24 protein-coding genes are annotated in these 18483 nt (G+C 63.3%); 14 read left to right on the top strand and 10 right to left on the bottom strand.

Annotated elements, in window-relative coordinates; genetic code table 11:
* Positions 1–2 precede the first annotated feature (2 nt).
* The 4 genes from NKH01_RS24310 to NKH01_RS24295 all read left to right on the top strand — a co-directional run bounded on the left by NKH01_RS24310 (position 3) and on the right by NKH01_RS24295 (position 4071).
* Positions 3–1199 carry a phosphoglycerate kinase gene (locus NKH01_RS24310; protein ID WP_023720983.1) on the top strand — a complete coding sequence of 399 codons (1197 nt, stop codon included), beginning with the start codon at positions 3–5 and terminating at the stop codon, positions 1197–1199.
* 140 nt (positions 1200–1339) lie between these two features.
* A complete protein-coding gene (locus NKH01_RS24305; RefSeq protein WP_023720982.1) occupies positions 1340–2365 on the top strand; it encodes a class I fructose-bisphosphate aldolase in 1026 nt (341 codons plus the stop codon).
* A 151-nt stretch (positions 2366–2516) separates the two neighbouring features.
* Positions 2517–3254: a DUF899 domain-containing protein gene (locus tag NKH01_RS24300; RefSeq protein WP_023720981.1), complete on the top strand. Its 738-nt coding sequence runs from the start codon at positions 2517–2519 to the stop codon at positions 3252–3254.
* 85 nt (positions 3255–3339) lie between these two features.
* Positions 3340–4071: an SGNH/GDSL hydrolase family protein gene (locus NKH01_RS24295; RefSeq protein WP_023720980.1), complete on the top strand. Its 732-nt coding sequence runs from the start codon at positions 3340–3342 to the stop codon at positions 4069–4071.
* A 117-nt stretch (positions 4072–4188) separates the two neighbouring features.
* Here the strand turns inward: NKH01_RS24295 and NKH01_RS24290 are convergent, their stop codons facing one another.
* Complete coding sequence (locus NKH01_RS24290; protein WP_008873884.1) at positions 4189–4350, bottom strand: hypothetical protein; 162 nt, start codon at positions 4348–4350, stop codon at positions 4189–4191.
* A gap of 203 nt (positions 4351–4553) precedes the next feature.
* On the opposite strand from NKH01_RS24290, the gene NKH01_RS24285 reads away from it, so the two are divergent.
* The 3 genes from NKH01_RS24285 (at position 4554) to NKH01_RS24275 (ending at position 6002) form a co-directional block, all read left to right on the top strand.
* Positions 4554–4721, top strand: a complete 168-nt coding sequence (locus NKH01_RS24285; protein ID WP_023720979.1) for a hypothetical protein — start codon at positions 4554–4556, stop codon at positions 4719–4721.
* 135 nt (positions 4722–4856) lie between these two features.
* Positions 4857–5264 carry a hypothetical protein gene (locus NKH01_RS24280; protein ID WP_353022798.1) on the top strand — a complete coding sequence of 136 codons (408 nt, stop codon included), beginning with the start codon at positions 4857–4859 and terminating at the stop codon, positions 5262–5264.
* An 18-nt stretch (positions 5265–5282) separates the two neighbouring features.
* Positions 5283–6002, top strand: coding sequence for a helix-turn-helix transcriptional regulator (locus NKH01_RS24275; protein WP_023678491.1), 720 nt, complete (start codon positions 5283–5285; stop codon positions 6000–6002).
* A 60-nt stretch (positions 6003–6062) separates the two neighbouring features.
* On the opposite strand, the gene NKH01_RS24270 is transcribed toward NKH01_RS24275, so the two are convergent.
* From NKH01_RS24270 to NKH01_RS24260, 3 genes are all read right to left on the bottom strand, one after another.
* Positions 6063–6758 (bottom strand): DUF1013 domain-containing protein, encoded by a 696-nt coding sequence (locus NKH01_RS24270; RefSeq protein ID WP_023720977.1) that lies wholly within the window; start codon positions 6756–6758, stop codon positions 6063–6065.
* 354 nt (positions 6759–7112) lie between these two features.
* Positions 7113–7253 carry a DUF1127 domain-containing protein gene (locus NKH01_RS24265; RefSeq protein ID WP_023720976.1) on the bottom strand — a complete coding sequence of 47 codons (141 nt, stop codon included), beginning with the start codon at positions 7251–7253 and terminating at the stop codon, positions 7113–7115.
* 132 nt (positions 7254–7385) lie between these two features.
* Positions 7386–8396: an NAD(P)H-quinone oxidoreductase gene (locus NKH01_RS24260; RefSeq protein WP_353022796.1), complete on the bottom strand. Its 1011-nt coding sequence runs from the start codon at positions 8394–8396 to the stop codon at positions 7386–7388.
* 124 nt (positions 8397–8520) lie between these two features.
* Between NKH01_RS24260 and NKH01_RS24255 the strand changes: the two genes are divergently transcribed.
* From NKH01_RS24255 to NKH01_RS24245, 3 genes are all read left to right on the top strand, one after another.
* Positions 8521–8715, top strand: coding sequence for a DUF1192 domain-containing protein (locus NKH01_RS24255; protein WP_023720974.1), 195 nt, complete (start codon positions 8521–8523; stop codon positions 8713–8715).
* Positions 8716–8810: 95 nt separating this feature from the next.
* Positions 8811–10058, top strand: coding sequence for an MFS transporter (locus NKH01_RS24250; RefSeq protein WP_352480880.1), 1248 nt, complete (start codon positions 8811–8813; stop codon positions 10056–10058).
* Between the two features lie 31 nt (positions 10059–10089).
* Positions 10090–10377, top strand: coding sequence for an ArsR/SmtB family transcription factor (locus NKH01_RS24245; protein ID WP_023720972.1), 288 nt, complete (start codon positions 10090–10092; stop codon positions 10375–10377).
* 146 nt (positions 10378–10523) lie between these two features.
* Here the strand turns inward: NKH01_RS24245 and NKH01_RS24240 are convergent, their stop codons facing one another.
* Both NKH01_RS24240 and NKH01_RS24235 read right to left on the bottom strand, forming a co-directional pair.
* Positions 10524–11180, bottom strand: a complete 657-nt coding sequence (locus tag NKH01_RS24240) for a glutathione S-transferase family protein (RefSeq protein ID WP_352847178.1) — start codon at positions 11178–11180, stop codon at positions 10524–10526.
* Positions 11181–11241: 61 nt separating this feature from the next.
* Entirely contained in the window at positions 11242–12108 is an 867-nt protein-coding gene (locus tag NKH01_RS24235; protein ID WP_353022793.1) for an alpha/beta fold hydrolase, read from the bottom strand.
* A gap of 97 nt (positions 12109–12205) precedes the next feature.
* Between NKH01_RS24235 and NKH01_RS24230 the strand changes: the two genes are divergently transcribed.
* The 3 genes from NKH01_RS24230 (at position 12206) to NKH01_RS24220 (ending at position 13569) form a co-directional block, all read left to right on the top strand.
* Positions 12206–12730 (top strand): winged helix-turn-helix transcriptional regulator, encoded by a 525-nt coding sequence (locus NKH01_RS24230; protein ID WP_352640174.1) that lies wholly within the window; start codon positions 12206–12208, stop codon positions 12728–12730.
* A gap of 76 nt (positions 12731–12806) precedes the next feature.
* Positions 12807–13037, top strand: a complete 231-nt coding sequence (locus NKH01_RS24225; protein WP_023720968.1) for a hypothetical protein — start codon at positions 12807–12809, stop codon at positions 13035–13037.
* 100 nt (positions 13038–13137) lie between these two features.
* The gene (locus NKH01_RS24220) at positions 13138–13569 is read left to right on the top strand and encodes a GlcG/HbpS family heme-binding protein (RefSeq protein WP_023720967.1); all 432 of its coding nucleotides are present in this window, start codon (positions 13138–13140) and stop codon (positions 13567–13569) included.
* 10 nt (positions 13570–13579) lie between these two features.
* Here NKH01_RS24220 and NKH01_RS24215 read toward each other — a convergent pair whose 3' ends face one another.
* The 3 genes from NKH01_RS24215 to NKH01_RS24205 form a co-directional block, all read right to left on the bottom strand.
* The gene (locus tag NKH01_RS24215) at positions 13580–13981 is read right to left on the bottom strand and encodes a hypothetical protein (protein WP_023720966.1); all 402 of its coding nucleotides are present in this window, start codon (positions 13979–13981) and stop codon (positions 13580–13582) included.
* A 198-nt stretch (positions 13982–14179) separates the two neighbouring features.
* Positions 14180–14362, bottom strand: coding sequence for a 50S ribosomal protein L32 (gene rpmF / locus NKH01_RS24210; protein ID WP_006203806.1), 183 nt, complete (start codon positions 14360–14362; stop codon positions 14180–14182).
* Positions 14363–14500: 138 nt separating this feature from the next.
* A complete protein-coding gene (locus NKH01_RS24205) occupies positions 14501–15259 on the bottom strand; it encodes a transglycosylase domain-containing protein (RefSeq protein ID WP_031194544.1) in 759 nt (252 codons plus the stop codon).
* A 79-nt stretch (positions 15260–15338) separates the two neighbouring features.
* On the opposite strand from NKH01_RS24205, the gene NKH01_RS24200 reads away from it, so the two are divergent.
* Positions 15339–16256, top strand: coding sequence for a polyprenyl synthetase family protein (locus NKH01_RS24200; RefSeq protein ID WP_352640176.1), 918 nt, complete (start codon positions 15339–15341; stop codon positions 16254–16256).
* Between the two features lie 178 nt (positions 16257–16434).
* Here the strand turns inward: NKH01_RS24200 and NKH01_RS24195 are convergent, their stop codons facing one another.
* A complete protein-coding gene (locus NKH01_RS24195) occupies positions 16435–18321 on the bottom strand; it encodes a potassium/proton antiporter (RefSeq protein ID WP_353022790.1) in 1887 nt (628 codons plus the stop codon).
* Positions 18322–18483 lie beyond the last annotated feature (162 nt).

Below are 18483 nucleotides of genomic sequence, written 5' to 3'. Positions count from 1 at the left end.
GCATGGCCGACTTCAAGACACTGGACGACATCGGCAATATCAGCGGCAAGCGTGTGCTGGTGCGTGTCGACCTCAACGTTCCCGTCACTGAGGGCAAGGTCACCGACGCCACCCGCATCGAGCGCATTGTACCGACCATCGCCGAGCTGTCCGGCAAGGGCGCCAAGGTCATCCTGCTTGCACATTTCGGTCGTCCCAAAGATGGACCGGCGCCGGAATTCTCGCTCGAGCCGATCGCCAAGGCGACGGCGGACGTGCTCGGCCGTCCGGTTGGCTTTGCCACCGACTGCATCGGCGACAAGGCCGCGAGCGCCGTCGCCGCCATGGAAAGCGGCGATGTGCTGCTGCTCGAGAACACCCGCTTCTACAAAGCCGAGGAGAAGAACGACCCGGCCTTCACCGAAAAGCTCGCCGCCAACGGCGACATCTTCGTCAACGACGCCTTCTCCGCTGCGCACCGCGCCCATTCGTCGACGGAAGGGCTGGCGCACGTGCTGCCGGCCTTCGCCGGGCGCACCATGCAGGCCGAGCTCGATGCGCTGGAAAAGGGCCTCGGCAATCCCGTCCGCCCGGTTGTCGCCATTGTCGGCGGGGCCAAGGTCTCGACCAAGATCGACTTGTTGATGAACCTGGTGAAGAAGGTCGACGCGCTGGTCATCGGCGGCGGCATGGCCAACACGTTTCTCGCGGCACGCGGCACCGACGTCGGGAAATCCTTGTGCGAGCACGATCTCGCGACCACCGCCAAGCAGATCATGATCGAGGCGGCCGAGGCCGGCTGCGCCATCATCCTGCCCGCCGACGCCGTTGTCGCCAGGGAGTTCAAGGCCGGTGCCGCAAGCGAGACCGTCGCCATTGCAGACGTACCAGCCGACGGCATGATCCTCGATGTCGGCGCGAAAACCGTGAAAACCATTGCCGAATGGATCGACCGTGCCGCGACGTTGGTCTGGAACGGGCCGCTCGGCGCCTTCGAGATCGAGCCGTTCGACCATGCGACGGTGGCGACGGCCAGGCACGCGGCAGCGCGCACCAAGGCCGGCAGGCTGGTCTCGGTGGCCGGCGGCGGCGATACGGTGGCCGCCCTCAACCATGCCGGCGTCAGCGATGATTTCACCTATGTCTCGACGGCCGGCGGCGCTTTCCTCGAATGGATGGAAGGCAAGCCCTTGCCCGGCGTCGACGTCTTGAAGCGCTGAGCGCGGCGTTAATAACAGCGCGAAGCAGTGCGCTCGCGATTTTCAATCGATTCGCGCTTCTCCGACGAAAGGGTTCGACTTGAACCTGCGTTGCTCTGGTGGTCTGCTGGGTACGGGTCAATTCTTTCAGGAGAAGCACGATGAGCGAACGTCTCGAGGACATTGCCGCCGCGATGGTGGCCAACGGCAAGGGCCTGCTGGCTGCCGACGAGAGCTCCGGCACTATCAAGAAGCGCTTCGACGTCATCGGCGTCGAGTCGACCGCCGACAGCCGCCGCGACTATCGCGAGATGATGTTCCGCGCCAGCGATGCAATGACCAAGTACATTTCCGGCGTTATCCTCTATGACGAGACCATCCACCAGAAGGCCGCCGACGGCACGCCGCTGGTCGACATCATCAAGGCATCAGGCGCCATTCCCGGCATCAAGGTCGACGCCGGCGCCAAGCCTCTGGCAAGATTTCCCGGCGATACCATCACCGAAGGCCTGGACGGCCTGCGCGAACGCCTCGCCGACTATTACAAGCTTGGCGCCCGCTTTGCCAAATGGCGCGCGGTAATCGACATCGATGTTGCCAAGGGGGTGCCTTCCGCCACCTCGATCGGCTCGAATGCCCATGCGCTCGCCCGTTACGCCGCGCTTTGCCAGGAAGCCGGCATCGTGCCGATCGTCGAGCCGGAGGTGCTGATGGACGGCGCTCATGACATCGACACTTGCTACGAGATCAGCAAGGCGACACTGACAAAGCTATACACCGAGCTCTATGCGGCCCGCGTCGTCCTCGAAGGCACCATCCTGAAGCCAAACATGGTTCTCGCCGGCAAGAAATCGGGCAAGGTCAGCAGCCCCGACGAGGTCGCCGAAAGGACGATAAAACTGTTCCGCGAGACGGTGCCAGCCGCGATCGGAGGCATCGCCTTCCTTTCGGGCGGACAATCGGACGAGCAAGCGACCGCCAACCTCAACGCCATCAACGCCATCGGCCCGCATCCGTGGAAGCTGACCTTCTCCTACGGCCGCGCCTTGCAGGCCGCTCCGCAGAAGGCCTGGAGCGGCAAGGCGGCGAACGTCGCCGCCGCGCAGGCCGCCTTCGCCCATCGCGCCCACATGAACCATCTGGCAGCGCTTGGACAATGGCAGCCGTCGCTGGAGCAAGCCGCTTAACCGAATCCATCTTGCGTTTCTCCCGACCCGGGCCACGTGCCCGGGTTTTGCTTGAAAGCAGCAAGGGCTGCAATTTTCTTGCAACTGAAATGCAGCTCGGTGTCGGCATTCCTCGCTGCCGAACGTCCTCCGTGAAAAGAGGAGCAGACCTATGCCAAACAACAAGACCGTTTCGCAGGAAGACTGGTTTCAGGCGCACAAGGCGCATCTGGCGCGCGAAAAGGAATTGACGCGCTTTCGCGACCGCGTCGCCGCCGAACGCCGCGAATTGCCATGGCTGAAGATCCGCAAGGACTACGTCTTCGAGACCGAGCAAGGGCCAAAGAAACTGCCCGACCTGTTTGGCGGCAACAGCCAGTTGATCGTCTACCATTTCATGTTCGGGCCGGGCGCCGATTATCGTTGCGAGGGCTGCTCGTTCCTTGCCGACCACATCGACGGCGCAAACCAGCATCTCAGGCACCACGATGTTTCGCTTGTCGTGGTGGCGCGGGCGCCGCTGGCCGAGCTTCTGCCCTACAAGCAGCGCATGGGCTGGAAATTCGACTGGGTGTCGTCCTACGCCTCGGACTTCAACTTCGATATGCAGGTGTCATTCACCGACAAGCAGATCGCGGCCGGCGACACGACCTACAATTTCGAGCGGCGCGCGCGGAGATCGAAGGACCTTCCCGGCACCAGCGTGTTCTATCGCGACGAGAAAGGCGACATCTTCCTGACTTTCATCTCGCGCTCCAGAGGCGGCGATCCGCTGATCGGCGCCTATCACTATCTCGACCTGACGCCGAAAGGCCGCAACGAAACCGGGCCGCATCATAGCCTCGCCGACTGGGTGCGGCTGCATGACGAGTATGAAGACCAATCCGGGACGCATGACTGCTGCCATTGAGGCGACAGGCTGTCGCTGCAAGGTCGTTCACCTTCAGTGCAACATGCGCTAAGTGCTGTTCGCTGTGCCCTAAAAGGGATTTGCCATGCGGCGCTTTCCGACCCTTCTCACCTGGCTCGCCTTTCCGGTCTATGTCTGGCAAGGACTTGGCGTGCGTCGCCGCACCACCCGCATGCTGCCGGCACAAGGTCCGGTCATGCACGAGATATCAGGCCAGGCGCCGGCAATCTCGCTGCTGGTGCTCGGCGATTCCTCCGCCGCCTCAGTCGGCATCGGCAATTCCGAAAACGGATTGGCCGCGCAACTGGCCGTTCTAATTGCGCAACGCACCGGCCGCACCGTGCGCTGGCGGGCAGCCGGCTTCAACTCGGCAACCTCTGGCCAGATCCGCGATCATGTGCTGCCCAATCTGTCGGCCGATCCGTGGACGCATATCGTGCTCGCCATCGGCACCAACGACACCAAGAATTTTCATTCGGTACCGCGCTTCAAGCGCGATTTTGGCGGCCTGCTCTACGCGCTGCGCGCCAAATGGCCGGAGGCGCGCGTGGTGTGGTCGCCGGTGCTGGAGTTCACCCGGGCGCCGGCAATGCCGCCGCTGCTCGGCAAGATCCTCGAGATCCGCGCCGGCGAGATGAACCGGATGGGCGAGCGCCTTTGCCTCGAGCGCGGCGCCATACCGGCGCCCCGCCTGCCGATCACCGACGCCGAGGCCGGCTTTGCGTCGGATGGATTTCATGCTTCGGAAGCCGGCTACCGCGCCTGGGCGGAACATCTGGCCGGCTTGGTGCTCGCCAACGAACCGGGCGTCGCGTAGCGGCTGCCGGCACTAAAGCGCGTCGCGTTCGATTGGCCTCATGCGACGCTACTATAGGTTCTTTGTTTTATGTATGTCGTTGGCGCAAAACCGCTGCACACTTTTGCGCGACATGCATTACGTCCAGTGTCCGAGCACCGCCGTAATCGAAATCGCCGCCATAGCCAACAGCGCCAGCTTCCAGAAATCGCTGCGCCGCTTCAGCCCCGGCCAGCCGAGCGGCTTGATGAGCTGGATGACCATCATGGCGATGATGACGAGCGCGAGAAGTTTCGACATGCAGCCTTTGATCAGCATCGCGGCTGGCTGTCAAAGCGGCTCCGCGATCGCGGTCTTTCCACCGCGGCACGCCTCTTTTCAGCACTGTTCGATCACTTCGGTGGACAAATCGGAACGCCGGTCGCGAGAGCCGCACCCTCCTGACAGACTGCTGTCAGTAGGGGTGTGCGATAGTGCCTGCATCGAAAGAGAGGAGACCAGCCATGAACGGTTTTACCATTCTGCGTAGCGTGCAGCACTATGTCGGCAAGATCCGGACGATGCGCAATGAGATCCGCACCCAGCGTTTCATGAACACCCTGCCGGCGGACATCCGCAAGGATATTGGCTGGCCGGACATGTATGGCGACCGCCACAATGGCGGCAATTGAGGCAATCTTTCTGCCCGGCGTTTGGATGCGGCCCGGCGATAAACAGGCATGCTGAAGCCTCCTGACAGTATGGTGTCAGGAGGCTCGTGCCATAGTGGGATGGCCGTCAGAGACGGACGGCCGAGAGGACGATCGATGAAAAGCTGGACCGACAGGCTGAACACGCCTGGCATCAACGGCATAACACCGTCGCCACGCACCATCGCTGATGTCGTCGAAGGCCAGCCGATGCTGGTTCCCACAGCTCGCCAGGTCGATGCATTCATCTGCGCCATCCCCGAAGGCATGGATATGGATATCCGGGCTTTGCGCACCGCGCTCGCCATCGAGCACGGTGCCGAGGTGACATGTCCGGTCACCATCGGCTATCATCTGCGTACCGTCGCCGAGGCCGCCAACGAGGATCTTGAGCGTGGCATGGCGCTGGGCGACATTGCGCCGTTCTGGGGGGTGCTTGACGCAAGCACGCCGACAACGAGGAAACTGTCCTTCGGCGCGGCCTCCGTCGCCGCGCAGCGCAAGCGCGAAGGGCTGGAGCAATAGACGCCGAGGGACCATACGATGCGCCGCGCCGACAGGCTCTTCCAGATCGTGCAGCACCTGCGCGGTGGCCGTCTGGTCACCGCCCAGAAGCTGGGCACGTGGCTCGAGGTTTCCGAGCGGACCATCTATCGCGACATCGCCGACCTGCAGTCGACCGGCGTGCCGATCGACGGCGAGGCCGGTGTCGGCTACATGATGAGGGAGGGTTTCGACCTTCCGCCGCTGATGTTCACGCGTGACGAGATCGTCGCGCTGGTCGCCGGCGCCCGCATGGTGCGCGCCTTTGGCGGCGCGGCCATGGCGCGAGCCGCCGACGAGGCGCTGGTCAAGATCGGCGCCGTGCTGCCCGACGCCGAAAAGGACCGCATCGCCCGCACTGAGATCCACACGCCGATGTGGGTGGTAAGCGACGCCGCCCGCGAAGCCATCGACCTGATTGAGCGGTCCATCGAGAAACGTCAGGTGCTGACCATCGACTATTCGGATGAGGCCGGCCGCAGCACCGCGCGCGACATCCGCCCGCTCGGCCTGTGGTTCTGGGGCAAGGTGTGGACCTTGGTCGCCTGGTGCGAGATGCGCGGCGATTTCCGCGCCTTCCGCATCGACCGCATCGCCTCGGTGGTCATCGCCGGCCGCACCTTCAAGCCGGAGCGCGGCAAGCAGCTCGCCGATTTCTACCGCGCGGTGGAACGCAGCGAGGACTACGGCATGGCACCGGACCGGGCGGCGCGAAGCTGACACGGAAGATCGCAAAAAAGCCCGCTTGAAAGCGGGCTTTTTGTTTTGGATGCGAGACCTCTATTCCTCTTCGTCCGTATCCTTGTCCTTCGACTTCAGCGCCGAAAGCTTGGCGAAGACGGCGTTGGCGTCGAGTTCGCGGTCCTCGTCCTTCGGCTTTTCCGGCGCCGGCACCAGCCGTTCGGTCAAGGCGGCCGGCAGCAGCGTATCGCCGACCGGCTGCGCCTGCTCGCGGCCGCGCGAGGCGCGGTTGATTTCCATGTCGAGGTCGATCTGCGACGTCAGGCCGAGCGTCACTGGATCCATCGGCTGGAGATTGGCGGAGTTCCAGTGTTTTCTGTCGCGGATCTGGTCGATCGTCGACTTCGTCGTGCCGACAAGGCGGGAAATCTGCGCATCCTTGAGCTCGGGATGGTTGCGCACCAGCCAGAGGATGGCGTTGGGCCGGTCCTGGCGCTTGGACAGCGGAGTGTAGCGCGGACCCTTGCGCTTGGATTCCGGCACCCGCACCTTGGGGTCGGAGAGCTTCAGCCGGTGGTTCGGGTCCTTCTCGGCGCGCGCGATCTCGTCGCGAGTGAGCTGGCCGGTCATGATCGGGTCCATACCCTTGATGCCTTGCGCAGATTCGCCGTCGGCGATCGCCTTGACCTCAAGCGGATGCAGTCCGCAGAACTGCGCGATCTGCTCGAAGGAAAGCGCTGTGTTGTCAACCAGCCAGACGGCGGTCGCTTTTGGCATCAGCAGCGTATTGGCCATTACAAAAATCCTTCTCGTTCGCCCGCGTTCCCGCGCGGGCGGTGGTTTACAGCCACCAAAATGGGAAAATCGCGGTCTATATAACTGCTCACTCGCCATTTCGCAATGTTTTTGGCAGGCGCGCGTCAAGGACGGCATGGCGGCGCGACCAGCAGACCGCGAAGGGTCGGCACATGAAGCCATGCAGTCGAAAGCTTCAAAAAGACAAAGCCCGCCAGACCAAGGTCGGGCGGGCTCGGAACCGGCGACGGAAATCCGTCTGCTACGGCTCTGGCTTCTAAGGCTTGATCCCGAACCGCGGCTCGGCGTTGCGGAAAAGCAGCGCCCGGTCTTCGGACAGGATCGTGCTCGAGATCAAAGCCCTTGGCGGGCGATTCTCTCTATGTCGCCGCGGTTGATGCCGAGATCATTGAGCTGACGAGCGTTCAGCCGGTTCAGTTCGCGCACGGTTTCGTTGTACATGCGCCAGTTACGGAAAGCGCGGATCGGGTTCATGGTAGTCCTCCATCGTTTCGATGCCGCTTAAATAGGCATCGGCGATGAAAAATTGAACAGACGCTTTTGCATGGCGGCAATGCGTTTGTTGCATTGCACCATTAAGCCTTCGTTCAGCCTGTTTACCGGCCGTCAGGCGACATCGAGCACAATCTTGCCAATGTGCTCACCCTCCTCCATCCGCTCATGCGCCCGCCAGGCTTCCTTGAGCGGGAAGATCGTGTCCATCACCGGTGCAACCTTGCGCGTGCCGAGTAGCGGCCAAACCTGCGCCTCCAGCGCAGCCGCGACTGCCGCCTTGAACTCCACCGTGCGTGGCCTGAGCAGCGAACCCGTGTGCACGAGCCGCTTGGCCATGATTTTGAAGAAATCGGCGCTCGCCACCGCTCCGCCCTGCGTCGCGATCTGGACGATGCGGCCCTCCACGGCCGCAGCCTCGTAGTTTCGCGCGACATAATCGCCGCCGACCATGTCGAGGATGACGTTGGCGCCCTTGCCGCCGGTTGCCTCCTTGACCGCGGCGACGAAGTCCTCCTCGCGGTAGTTGACCGCCCGGTCGGCGCCGAGCTTGAGGCAGGCGTCGCATTTCTCCTTGCTGCCGGCGGTGGTGACGACATAAGCGCCGAAAGCGGCAGCAAGCTGAATCGCCGTCGTTCCGATACCCGATGAGCCGCCATGCACGAGCAGCGTCTCGCCGCTCTTCAGGCCGCCGCGCTCGAAGACATTGTGCCAAACAGTGAAGTAGTTTTCCGGCAGCGCCGCCGCTTCGGTGTAGGTAAAGCCGGCGGGCAGCGGCAGCACGCTGCCGGCATGAACCTTGACATATTCGGCATAGCCGCCGCCCGCCGTCAGCGCGCAGACCCGGTCGCCGACGCGCCAGCGCGATATCTCGTCGCCGAGGGCGGCGACTTCGCCCGCCGCTTCCAGGCCCGGCAGATCCGACGCACCTGGCGGCGGCGGATAGGCACCCTTGCGCTGCTGCACGTCGGGCCGGTTGACGCCGGCGGCACGCACCCGGATCAGGATCTCGCCAGGGCCGGGTACCGGCACGTCGCGGGTTTCCGGTTTCAGCACCCGCGGCCCGCCCGGCTCCGAGATGGCGATCGCCATCATCCTGGCCGGAATTTTCTGTGCGTTCGCCATGAATTTTCCCGTCGTGTTTCGCCGGTTTCTAGCGCCAGCTGTTGCCTGCCATTTGCATCCATACCCCTGCCCTATGTATGCTCATTGGCAAATCAGGCAAATGGGCAATCACGGAGGAGCGACGATGGCGGTCTTCGACGACGAACCCAAGAAGAAAGCGCGCCCGCACGAGATCGGGCAGGATCTGTCGCTGCTTTCTGTCGATGAATTGTCCGAGCGGATCGGCATCCTGCGCGGCGAGATCGCCCGGCTGGAAGCCGAGCTCATGACCAAGGGCTCCACCAAGTCGGCGGCAGAGGCGCTGTTTCGCCGCGGATAGTACTGCGGGCAATTCCAAAAGCTCGGGCACGCCGCCGAAAAGCCCGAATGCCGCTGTCTCCAGACCTGTGCCCCGAACCCCAGCCGGATTGAACAATGTTCGCAAGCTACAGACCGATCCTCTCGCTGCTGCGCGGCACCGCGTTCCTGCTGGCGGCATCCGGGCTGCACGGGCTGCTGTTGCCGCTGCGCGGCCAGGTGGAGGGCTTCTCGACCGCATCGCTCGGCCTGATGGGCACGGCTTGGGCCGGCGGCTTCGTCACCGGCTGCTTCTTTGCGCCACGCATCGTGCGCCGCGCCGGTCATGTCAGGGCTTTCGGCGCCTTTGCCGCATCGGGAGCGATCGTCGCACTGCTCACCGGCCTGATCATTGATGAATATACCTGGATCCTGCTGCGCGCCTTCACCGGCTTCACCATGGCCGGTGCTTTCATGGTCATCGAAAGCTGGCTGAACGAGAAGGCCACCAACGAAAACCGCGGCACCGTCTTCGGCCTCTACATGATGGTCACCTATGCCTCGATCATGGGCGGTCAGATGATCGTTGCCGGCGGCGATGTGAAATCGGCGTCGCTATTCATGATCACCGGCATTCTGTTTTGCCTATCACTGATCCCGACGGCGGTCTCGACGGCGTCGCACCCCAAGCCGCTGCAGGACGTGTCGCTTGACGTCAAAGGGCTCTACGTCAATTCGCCGGTGTCGGCGATCGCCTGCGTGCTGATCGGCATCGCCAACGGCGCCTGGGGCACGCTTGGTGCCGTTTATGGAGCTCGCATCGGCATCTCGACGGCCGAGATCGCGCTCATGATGAGCCTGGTGGTCATCGCCGGCGCCGCCATGCAGCTTCCGGCCGGGCGGCTCTCCGACACGACGGACCGTCGTTTCGTGCTGGCGGGCGCGGCTTTCGGCGCTGCGCTGTTCGCCATCGCCATCTTCCTGTTCGAACCGCGCTCCGGCGTCTTCGTTATCGTCTGCACCGCCGCCTACGGCGCCTTCGCCTACACGCTCTATTCGATCGCGGTGGCGCATGCCAACGACCATGCCCGATCGGAAGACTTCGTCAAAGTGTCGGGCGGCCTGCTGCTGCTTTATGGCTTCGGCACGATGATCGGCCCGCTGCTGGCCGCCGGCCTGATGGGCTGGATGCGTCCCGAGGGGCTGTTCCTGGCTACTGCGCTGGCGCATCTCTGCCTGGCCGCCTATACGCTGCTGCGCATCAGCCGTCGCGCGCCGGTGCCAATCGAAGGCCGCGATGCCTTCAAGACCCAGCCGGCCGACCGCTCGGTGACGCCGGAAGCGTTGCGGCTCGACCCGCGCAGAAAAGCTGAAACCGACGGTTGAGATTCGAGACGCTTTGCCCCACAAATAAGGCATGATGCTTTCCGACGCCTTCATGGCGATTGCCGATCCCAACCGGCGCTATCTCTTGGAAGAGCTCCGGCGCGGACCGAAGACCGTCAACGAACTGGCCTCTGGCTTGCCGGTGTCCCGCCCGGCCGTTTCGCAGCATCTGAAGGTGCTGCTTGATGCCGGGCTGGTCAACGCCAAGCCGGAAGGCACCAGGCGCGTCTATACGGTCAGCAATGCCGGCTTCCTAAAGCTCAACATCTGGCTCGACCAGTTCTGGGATGCAGAGCAGCTCGGTTCACCCGGAAGCTGAGAGGCGTCGTCCGCGCGTCGGGCAGCTCGTGCAGCCTCGGGCCTGGAGCAATTCCAGGAAAAGTGTGAAACGGTTTTCCGTCCGGAATTGCGCAAAAACAAAGGGATAGAGCGGTTCGGCGTTTCCGTGAAACGATGAACCACTCTCTAGCCGTTGTTGTAGGGGAAGAGCTTGAAATAGGGCTGCGCTTCCTCGATCACACGGGCGACCGACGGGCGCCGCAGCAGCCGGTCGTGATAGCGCCTCACCGCAGGATATTTGTCGCCGAACGGCTCGACCTTGTTAGCGTAGAACAGCGCGGGGGCGGCGGCGCAGTCGGCCATGGTGAAGCTCCCGCCCACCGCCCATGTCCTCGACTGCATGTCCTGTTCGATGACGGCGTAGGAGCTGCGCAGCTGGGCGCGCGCCTGCTCGACGCCGAACGGATCGGTCTTGCCTTCCGGCCGCAGCCGGTCGCCGACGATCTTCTGCATCGGTTCCTGGACGTAGAAGTCATAGAAACGGTCGGCAAGCCGGGCCTGTCGGGCGAGGTCGAGATCGGCAGGGATCAGTTCGACCGGCCCAGGATAATACGCGTTGAGATATTCGATGACGATCGACGATTCCGGCACGGTCCGGTCCAGCGCATCGTCGCGCAGCACCGGCATCTTGCCGAGCGGCCACAATTTCAGAAACGCCGCGCGCGACTGTTCATTGCCGAGATCGACGACGACGGATGTGAATGGCGTGCCGTTCTCATAGAGCGCGATCAGCGGCTTCCAGCAGAAGGAGGCCAGTGGATGAAGATGCATAGTCAGGGACATTGGTTGTCGTTCCTTGGGTGGTTCGTCTCGCGGAAATTCGGTGTTGAGGTCAGGCTTGGTACTATTTGGCTTGGCTGTGGGTGACGATGGCATCGATGATCGCGGCCCAGTCGTCGGGATGCAGCTCGTGGCCGCCGCCCTCGATCCGGACCAGCCGTGCGCCGGCGACCGCGTCGGCAAGAGCGGCGCCATGCTCGACTGGAAAGATCGGATCGTCGGTGCCGTGGATAACGAGGAGCGGGATCTTCATCTCGTGCAGCCGCCCCGTCCAGTCCTGGCCGCTCCGATCTTCGCCGCTCCCATCTTCGCCGCTCTTGAGCATGAAATGATTGGTGGCGCTTAGAAAGCCGCCGGACCGGTCGTAATCCTGTTCGACGAAAGCCCGCGTGCGCTGCTCGTCGAATGAGCGTGCGGTGCCGGTGAGCGCATACGCGTCCTTGACGATGAAATCGACCGCCTGGCCACGGTCAGACCAGTCGACCTTCGCGCCTTCGTCCGAATGTTTCCTGTAGGCCTCGGTGGTTCCGGGCAGATGCGACGTATCAATGCCCAAGGGCGAGCTGCTGATCACCGTAAGCGAAGTGACACGCGACGGGTATTTCAACGCAACGAGCTGCGCAATCACGCCGCCCATCGACATGCCGACCACGTGCGCCTTTCGGATTCCCTGGTCGTCAAGGACGCGGATGGCATCGTCCGCCATGTCGTCGAATGTATAAGGCGGCTCGCCCGGCGCGTATTTGGTCGAACGGCCGGTATCGCGATTGTCATAGCGGATCACGAAGCGACCCTCGCCGGCCAGCTTTCGGCAAAACGCTTCCGGCCACCAGAGCATGGAAGCCATGGCGCCCATGATCAACAATACCGCCGGATGTGCCGGATCGCCGAACGTCTGGGATACGATTTCGGGGTGTTCGGCGTTTCTCATGGCTTTCCTCCTCGGGCCGCAAATCCGATTGCAATTTGCAATCGGTTGCACGATATTAAAACCGATACGATAATGCAACCGGTTTTTGGAGATTCGCATGAACATTGATCGCCGGTCCGGATGTCCGATCAATCTGTCGCTCGAAGTGTTCGGCGATCGGTGGAGCCTGATCATCCTTCGCGACATCATCTTCGGCGGCAGACGCCACTTTCGCGAACTGCTCAATGGCTCGATGGAGGGCATCGCCTCCAACATCCTCGCCGACCGGCTGAAGCGGCTGATGGAGCTCGGCATGCTGACCAAGGCGGACGATCCCTCCCACAAGCAAAAGGCGATCTACAGCCTGACCGAAATGGCGATTACGCTGGTGCCGATCCTGGCGCATCTCGGCGCCTGGGGCCGCGTCTGGCTGCCGGTCAGCGAAGAGCTCTCTATCCGTGCCGAGCTTCTGGAAAAAGGCGGCCCGCCGATGTGGGATAAGTTTATGAACGAGTTGCGCCACGAGCATCTGGGTGCGTCTCCCGCCCCATCTGGACCCACCGTGCGCGCGACCTTGCAGGCCGCATACGATGCGGTGATCGCCCGCAATGCGGAGCGAGTCGGGTGCGATCCGGCGCCATGACCAACTTATTTTCCCAATTGCGGGCTGGCTCTGCTATCAAGGGACTGAAGACAATTTACCGGATTGGATAACGCTCTTGGTCGAGAACTCTAAGGACACTGCCCGTGCGCGGGCCGATTTGCGTTTCAAGAAACAGGAAGAGGCAGCCACGGTGCGCCAGAAGGCCATGGCGGAATATGTCGCCGAGAGCGACGCTCGCCAGGCCAAAACCAACAAGCTGCGGGCGCTGCGCCTCGCCAAGGAAGCGGAAGATCTGGCCAATGCGCCTCCGGCGCCGGTGAAGAAGTCCCGCGCCAAGAAGAAATAAGCCGGCGCTCCCTGGATCGCATTGCTTCGTTTCGTACGCGGAACAGTTTTCACCGCGATCTGTTCTGCCGGTTGACAACTGGCGCGTTTAGGAGGCGGCCATGACCGCACTGACGCTCGACAAAGCCCTTGAGATCATCGCCGCCGCCTTTGCCAAGGGTGCCGAGCTCAAGCTCAGGCCGCTTGGCGTCTCGGTGCTCGATGCCGGCGCCCATCTGGTCTCGTTCCAGCGTCAGGACGGCGCCTCGTTCCTGCGTCCGCAAATGTCGGCCGGCAAGGCCTATGGCGCGCTCGCTATCGGCATGGGCTCGCGCCGGGTGGAGGCTTTCGCCAAGGAGCGCCCGCATCTGATAGCCGGCGTCTCCGACGTGTCGGGCGGACGCGTCCTGCCGGTCGTCGGCGGCGTGCTGATCCGCGATAAGGCTGGCACGATCATCGGTGCCGTCGGCATTTCCGGCGATACGTCGGACAATGATGAAACGGCAGCCATCGCTGGCATCGAGGCGGCTGGCTTCACCGCCGACCCGGGCTGAGCCAGGATCCTTAATTCATGTTGATGTCGCGGCTGGCCGACCGCATCGACACCGAAAAGCCGGCCAGCACGTCGATCAGTGCTATGACCATCAGTGTGAAAAAGACGGAATGGGCGGCGCCCTTCACCAGCAGGAATTCGACCAGATAGGCCACAAAGACGAAGGTCGACAAAAGGTGGTCCATGATCGAGGCATTTGTCGTTCGCGTCGACTTCACCACTTCGACGAACAAGAAGATCAATGCGATCAGCACGATGAGATCGCCGAGGGTCATCGAGAACACCCCGCCCGACATCATCCGGACCGAAAACATTTCGGTCGCCCACGGGTCGTCGCCGCTACCGAATATTCCCAGAAGCCCGAGATTGTAGAGGATGAAAGGCACGATCAGCAGCGGAATGGCACCGAACATGTGGCGGCTCCGGTTGGACTGATCTTTGTAGAGTGCGCCCGGCGTTCGCCGTCAAGAATTTTCGTGCGGCCCATAAACACGGACAAAGACGGCGTGAAACAACAATGTCAGCCCCGGCCGGTATGATCAGTTGTCGACGAACGCAAAAAGACCGGCCAGTGGCCGGTCTTTTGCAATAATAAACCGTAGAAAGCTGTCTCAGCTTTCCTTCGGCTCCAGCACCTGGCGACCGCGATACATGCCGGTCTTCAGGTCGATATGGTGCGGACGGCGCATCTCGCCGGAGTTCTTGTCCTCGACATAGGTCGGGGCCTTCAGTGCGTCGGCGGAACGGCGCATGCCGCGCTTCGACGGAGAGGTTTTTCGTTTCGGAACGGCCATGGATATGCTCCACTACATGGTCAAAACGCCCCGGCGGCCTCGTGAAAGGGCCACGTCAGGGGCCGGAATCTGAGAAAGTCGGCTGCCTATACACGCCCGATGGCGTTTTGGCCAGCGTCGCGGTGTTTTTTTTTGACACTATCGCAGGCAACCGACATAGGCGCCGGCGCGGCCCGCGCGCCGTTCGATCAACGCGGCAAGCCGCCTCAGTCCCGGCCCGGGCTTCGCCGGATTGCGCACGATCGGGTTCGGCAAGGTGACGGCAAGCAGCGCTGCCTGTCGGCGCGACAGCTGTTTTGCCGAGACGCCGAAATGATGTTGGGCGGCGGCCTCGATGCCGTAGATGCCCGGTCCCCATTCGGCGATGTTGAGGTAGATCTCCATGATCCGCCGTTTCGACAGCACCGCATCGAAATAGACGGCCAGCGGCAGTTCGACGACCTTACGGACCGAGCCCAACGGCCGCGACCATAGATAAAGGTTCTTTACCGTCTGCATGGTGATGGTCGAGGCGCCACGCGTCATCTCGCCGGCGAGCGCATCGTCGACGACGCCGCGCAACTCGCCTAGATCGACGCCGCGATGGAAACAGAACTGCCCGTCCTCCGACATGATGACCGAATATGCCAGCACCGGCGCCACATCGTCGATAGAAACCCAGCGCCGATCGTAGCCGGAAAACGTCGCCAGGTCCTTCAGCATCAATGTCGAAACCGGGTGCACGAATGACGGCAGGTACAGAAAGGTCAGCACCACCGGCATCAGCGCCAGCACGATGGCGACAGCGATGCCGCGCCGGACCCAGCGTTGAAGACCGATGCGGCTGCCGCGTCTCGGTCTCGCCATGTCCAACCCTTCGGTTTCGTGATCGACGATCGGTTCCGCCAAGCCACCCAATCCGCGCTACTCCCTGCCCCCGGCATAATGGCGCTTGGCTTCTTGCGCAACGTCTGAGTGTCGGCTACCGCTCCCGACCATGACGAAAGACGACCAAATGGCGTTCGAGGCTGCACTTATTGCCCGGGCAGTTCCACTCGAGGCGCTGCTGAGGCGGTTGCTCGACGGACGCACGCTTTCAGGCGAGATCGCGCGGCCGGAACGCCTGATGGCCGCGATGCGACATGGCGTGCTGAACGGCGGCAAACGACTGCGCCCCTTCCTGGTCATGGAAAGTTCTGCACTGTTTTCAGCCGACGTCGAGCCGGCGCTGCGCGTCGCGGCAGCGCTCGAATGCGTGCACTGCTATTCGCTCATCCATGACGATCTGCCGGCCATGGACGACGACGATTTGCGCCGTGGCCAGCCGACCGTGCACAGGGCTTTCGATGAAGCGACCGCCATTCTTGCCGGCGACGCCTTGCTGACGCTTGCCTTCGACATCCTTGCCGACGAGGCGACAATGCTGCCGGCCGAGCGCAGGGCAGCGCTGGTGCTGGCGCTGGCCCGCGCCGCAGGGGCCGGCAGCATGGTCGGCGGCCAGATGCTCGATCTCGAGGCCGAACAAAGCCGGCCGGACGAGGCTGGCATCATCCGGCTTCAGGCGATGAAAACCGGTGCGCTGATCCGCTTTGCCTGCGAAGCGGGCGCCATCCTTGCCGGCGCGCCGTCGCGCGACCGCGAAAGGCTGGCCGAATTCGGCTCGGCGATCGGGCTTGCCTTTCAGCTTGCCGACGATCTGCTCGACCTGACCGCCGACGCGCATCAGATGGGCAAGGCAACCGGCAAGGATGCCGCGGCCGGCAAGGCGACGCTGGTCGCGCTGCACGGACCGGACTGGGCGCGGGACCAGCTCCATGGCCTCGTCGACCAAGCTCATGCGCTGCTCGAGCCCTATGGCGAACAAGCCGCGCTTCTGAAACAAGCGGCGCAGTTCGTTGCGGCCCGCAACAATTAAGCTGCCCCCTATGGCGCGCCGTACAGGCACGGAGAATTGGCGACTGTTCGGCCAGATGCCCTCGCAGCCGGCCGATCGGGATGATTTCCGGCGATGTCGGACCACATGGACTCGCCACGCCAGTTGCCGAACCATTCTTCAGCCTCGCGGCAGGGCTCCGCGGCTCGGGTCGACGCGGTCAGCCTTCGCCAGTTGTCTTTTCCACGGGCTGCGGAACCGGTTCTATCTCGGCCACCGCCTCGACCGCTCGCGCTTCGGCCGGCTTGCGCCGGTTGCGGATGAAGGCGGCGATGCGGTCGCGGATTTCGCCGGCGCTGAGGAATACCGGAACGCGTGCCACCGGCGCGGTCGGCTCGAAGGATAGGCCAAGGCCGGCGATCCTGCCCTTGTCGTCGACGTCGCGGACGATCAGCTCGATCGGACCGAGCAGCACGCGGTCGGCATATTCGGCGTGGCCGCCGAGCCGCGCCGTGACCAGATCGCCAATGGTGAGCTTGCGTTCCGCTTCGGTCAGGCCCGGCGCGTAGGCGGTCTCCAGTTCCTCGGCGGAGCGTGACGGATCGACGGCAAAGGCGCCGAAGAAATCCGCATCCTCGGGATCGACCACGGCACGGCTGGCGAACAGCTTGTCGAGCAGGCGCGGATAGCGGTCCGGCACGAAGATGTAGACATGATCGCCGGCCGCCAGCCGGCCCATATCCTGGAAGCGCATCGAGCGTCCGTCTCGCAGCACAAGCGACGGCCGCGCCCAGCGCGGAATGCGTTCGCCGCGCGCCACCGGGCTGCCGGGTGCCACGCGGTAGGCAAGAAGCTCATGATGGGCGGAGCCCGGCAGTTCCAATTCGACCTTGTCGAGCGGTCCCAGGCGGGCCGGCACGATAAGGCCGAGGCGGCGCGCCAGCGGCCCGACGGTCCATCCCTGGATGACCAGAGAGACCAGCACGATGATGAAGGCGGTGTTGAAGATGAGGCGGCCGTTCTCAAGACCGCCGAGCAGCGGCGTGATAGCAAGCAGGATCGACACGGCGCCACGCAGGCCAACCCATGAGACAAAGGCGACTTCCGGGCGTGGCAGACGGAACGGCACCAGGCATAGCCAGACGGCGACTGGCCGTGCGACAAATATCAGGAACAGTCCGAGCAGCACCGCCGGCACCAGGATCGCCGGAAATTGCGAAGGCGTCGCGAACAGGCCGAGGATCAGGAACATGATGATCTGCGCCAACCACGACATGCCGTCCTGAAAGCGCTTGAGGATGGTGACAGCCCGGATATCGGAATTGCCGGCGATCAGGCCCGCGAGATAGACCGCCAGGAAGCCGGAGCCGCCGACGGCGCCGGCGGCGGCAAACACCATCAGCGACAGCGTCAGCACGAAGATCGGCAGCAGGCCGTGATCTAGATTGAGGCGATCGACAAGGCGCACGATGGCCATGCCGCCGAGAATACCGATGACCGCACCGAGCCCCATGTTGACAAGGAAACCGACGGCAAGATCGGTAACCAGCACCTTGGCCTCGGGGTGGGTGTTGGCGGCGATGACCTCGACCAGCGTGATGGTCAGGAAGATGGCGATCGGGTCATTGGTGCCGGATTCCACCTCGAGCGTCGAACGCACGCGCTCGCGCAAATTGATCTCGCCGGCGCGCAGCAGGAAGAACACCGCCGCGGCGTCGGTCGAGGCGACGGCGGCACCGAGCAGGAAGGATTCCAGCCATGTCAGGTCGAGCAAATAATAGGCGGCGGCGCCGAACAGGCCAGTGGTCAAAAGGACGCCGAAGGTCGCCAGCGACAGCGCCGGCCCGGCCGCCTGCCGCAAGGCATTGAGCGGCGTGCCGAAGCCGGAATCGAAAAGGATGACCGCCAGCGCCAATGAGCCGGCAAAATAGGCAAATCGGGCATTGTCGAAATGGATTCCGAGACCGTCGGTTCCGGTGGCAAGGCCGATGCAGAGAAACAGCAGCAGGAGGGGGGCGCCGAAACGGAAGGCGATCAGGCTCGAAAACGCGGCGGCAACGACAAGTGCTGCGCCAACGAGCGTCACCAGATAGATACCATGCTCCATTCGTTGGTCGCCCCTAGTCGATATGCTCCGGCATCACGGGAGAGTGGGGCGAAGACATGGCCGCTGCAAGGCAGCAGCGCGGCTTTTCGCCCTGCGCTGCCGATAGTCGAATGTTTTGGCACCTCCGAGCAGCGGAGGCTGCCTCGGGGGGCGTGCTGCAAC

This window comes from Mesorhizobium sp. M1403 (assembly GCF_040317695.1).
Taxonomy (GTDB): Bacteria; Pseudomonadota; Alphaproteobacteria; order Rhizobiales; family Rhizobiaceae; genus Mesorhizobium.
Note: the sequence above shows the minus strand (reverse complement) of the source record. Positions and strands in the feature narration are given on the sequence as shown.

Coding starts and splice junctions, on each gene's coding strand:
- NKH01_RS24220 (WP_023720967.1), top strand. CDS start 13,138: ATGACCGCACTGACGCTCGACAAAGCCCTTGAGATCATCGCCGCCGCC.
- NKH01_RS24260 (WP_353022796.1), bottom strand. CDS start 8,396: ATGGCGAACGCACAGAAAATTCCGGCCAGGATGATGGCGATCGCCATC.
- NKH01_RS24200 (WP_352640176.1), top strand. CDS start 15,339: ATGACGAAAGACGACCAAATGGCGTTCGAGGCTGCACTTATTGCCCGG.
- NKH01_RS24295 (WP_023720980.1), top strand. CDS start 3,340: ATGCGGCGCTTTCCGACCCTTCTCACCTGGCTCGCCTTTCCGGTCTAT.
- NKH01_RS24240 (WP_352847178.1), bottom strand. CDS start 11,180: ATGTCCCTGACTATGCATCTTCATCCACTGGCCTCCTTCTGCTGGAAG.
- NKH01_RS24280 (WP_353022798.1), top strand. CDS start 4,857: ATGAAAAGCTGGACCGACAGGCTGAACACGCCTGGCATCAACGGCATA.
- NKH01_RS24230 (WP_352640174.1), top strand. CDS start 12,206: ATGAACATTGATCGCCGGTCCGGATGTCCGATCAATCTGTCGCTCGAA.
- NKH01_RS24275 (WP_023678491.1), top strand. CDS start 5,283: ATGCGCCGCGCCGACAGGCTCTTCCAGATCGTGCAGCACCTGCGCGGT.
- NKH01_RS24270 (WP_023720977.1), bottom strand. CDS start 6,758: ATGGCCAATACGCTGCTGATGCCAAAAGCGACCGCCGTCTGGCTGGTT.
- NKH01_RS24245 (WP_023720972.1), top strand. CDS start 10,090: ATGATGCTTTCCGACGCCTTCATGGCGATTGCCGATCCCAACCGGCGC.
- NKH01_RS24250 (WP_352480880.1), top strand. CDS start 8,811: ATGTTCGCAAGCTACAGACCGATCCTCTCGCTGCTGCGCGGCACCGCG.
- NKH01_RS24265 (WP_023720976.1), bottom strand. CDS start 7,253: ATGAACCCGATCCGCGCTTTCCGTAACTGGCGCATGTACAACGAAACC.
- NKH01_RS24285 (WP_023720979.1), top strand. CDS start 4,554: ATGAACGGTTTTACCATTCTGCGTAGCGTGCAGCACTATGTCGGCAAG.
- NKH01_RS24235 (WP_353022793.1), bottom strand. CDS start 12,108: ATGAGAAACGCCGAACACCCCGAAATCGTATCCCAGACGTTCGGCGAT.
- NKH01_RS24300 (WP_023720981.1), top strand. CDS start 2,517: ATGCCAAACAACAAGACCGTTTCGCAGGAAGACTGGTTTCAGGCGCAC.
- NKH01_RS24255 (WP_023720974.1), top strand. CDS start 8,521: ATGGCGGTCTTCGACGACGAACCCAAGAAGAAAGCGCGCCCGCACGAG.
- NKH01_RS24290 (WP_008873884.1), bottom strand. CDS start 4,350: ATGTCGAAACTTCTCGCGCTCGTCATCATCGCCATGATGGTCATCCAG.
- NKH01_RS24310 (WP_023720983.1), top strand. CDS start 3: ATGGCCGACTTCAAGACACTGGACGACATCGGCAATATCAGCGGCAAG.
- NKH01_RS24195 (WP_353022790.1), bottom strand. CDS start 18,321: ATGGAGCATGGTATCTATCTGGTGACGCTCGTTGGCGCAGCACTTGTC.
- NKH01_RS24215 (WP_023720966.1), bottom strand. CDS start 13,981: ATGTTCGGTGCCATTCCGCTGCTGATCGTGCCTTTCATCCTCTACAAT.
- rpmF (WP_006203806.1), bottom strand. CDS start 14,362: ATGGCCGTTCCGAAACGAAAAACCTCTCCGTCGAAGCGCGGCATGCGC.
- NKH01_RS24305 (WP_023720982.1), top strand. CDS start 1,340: ATGAGCGAACGTCTCGAGGACATTGCCGCCGCGATGGTGGCCAACGGC.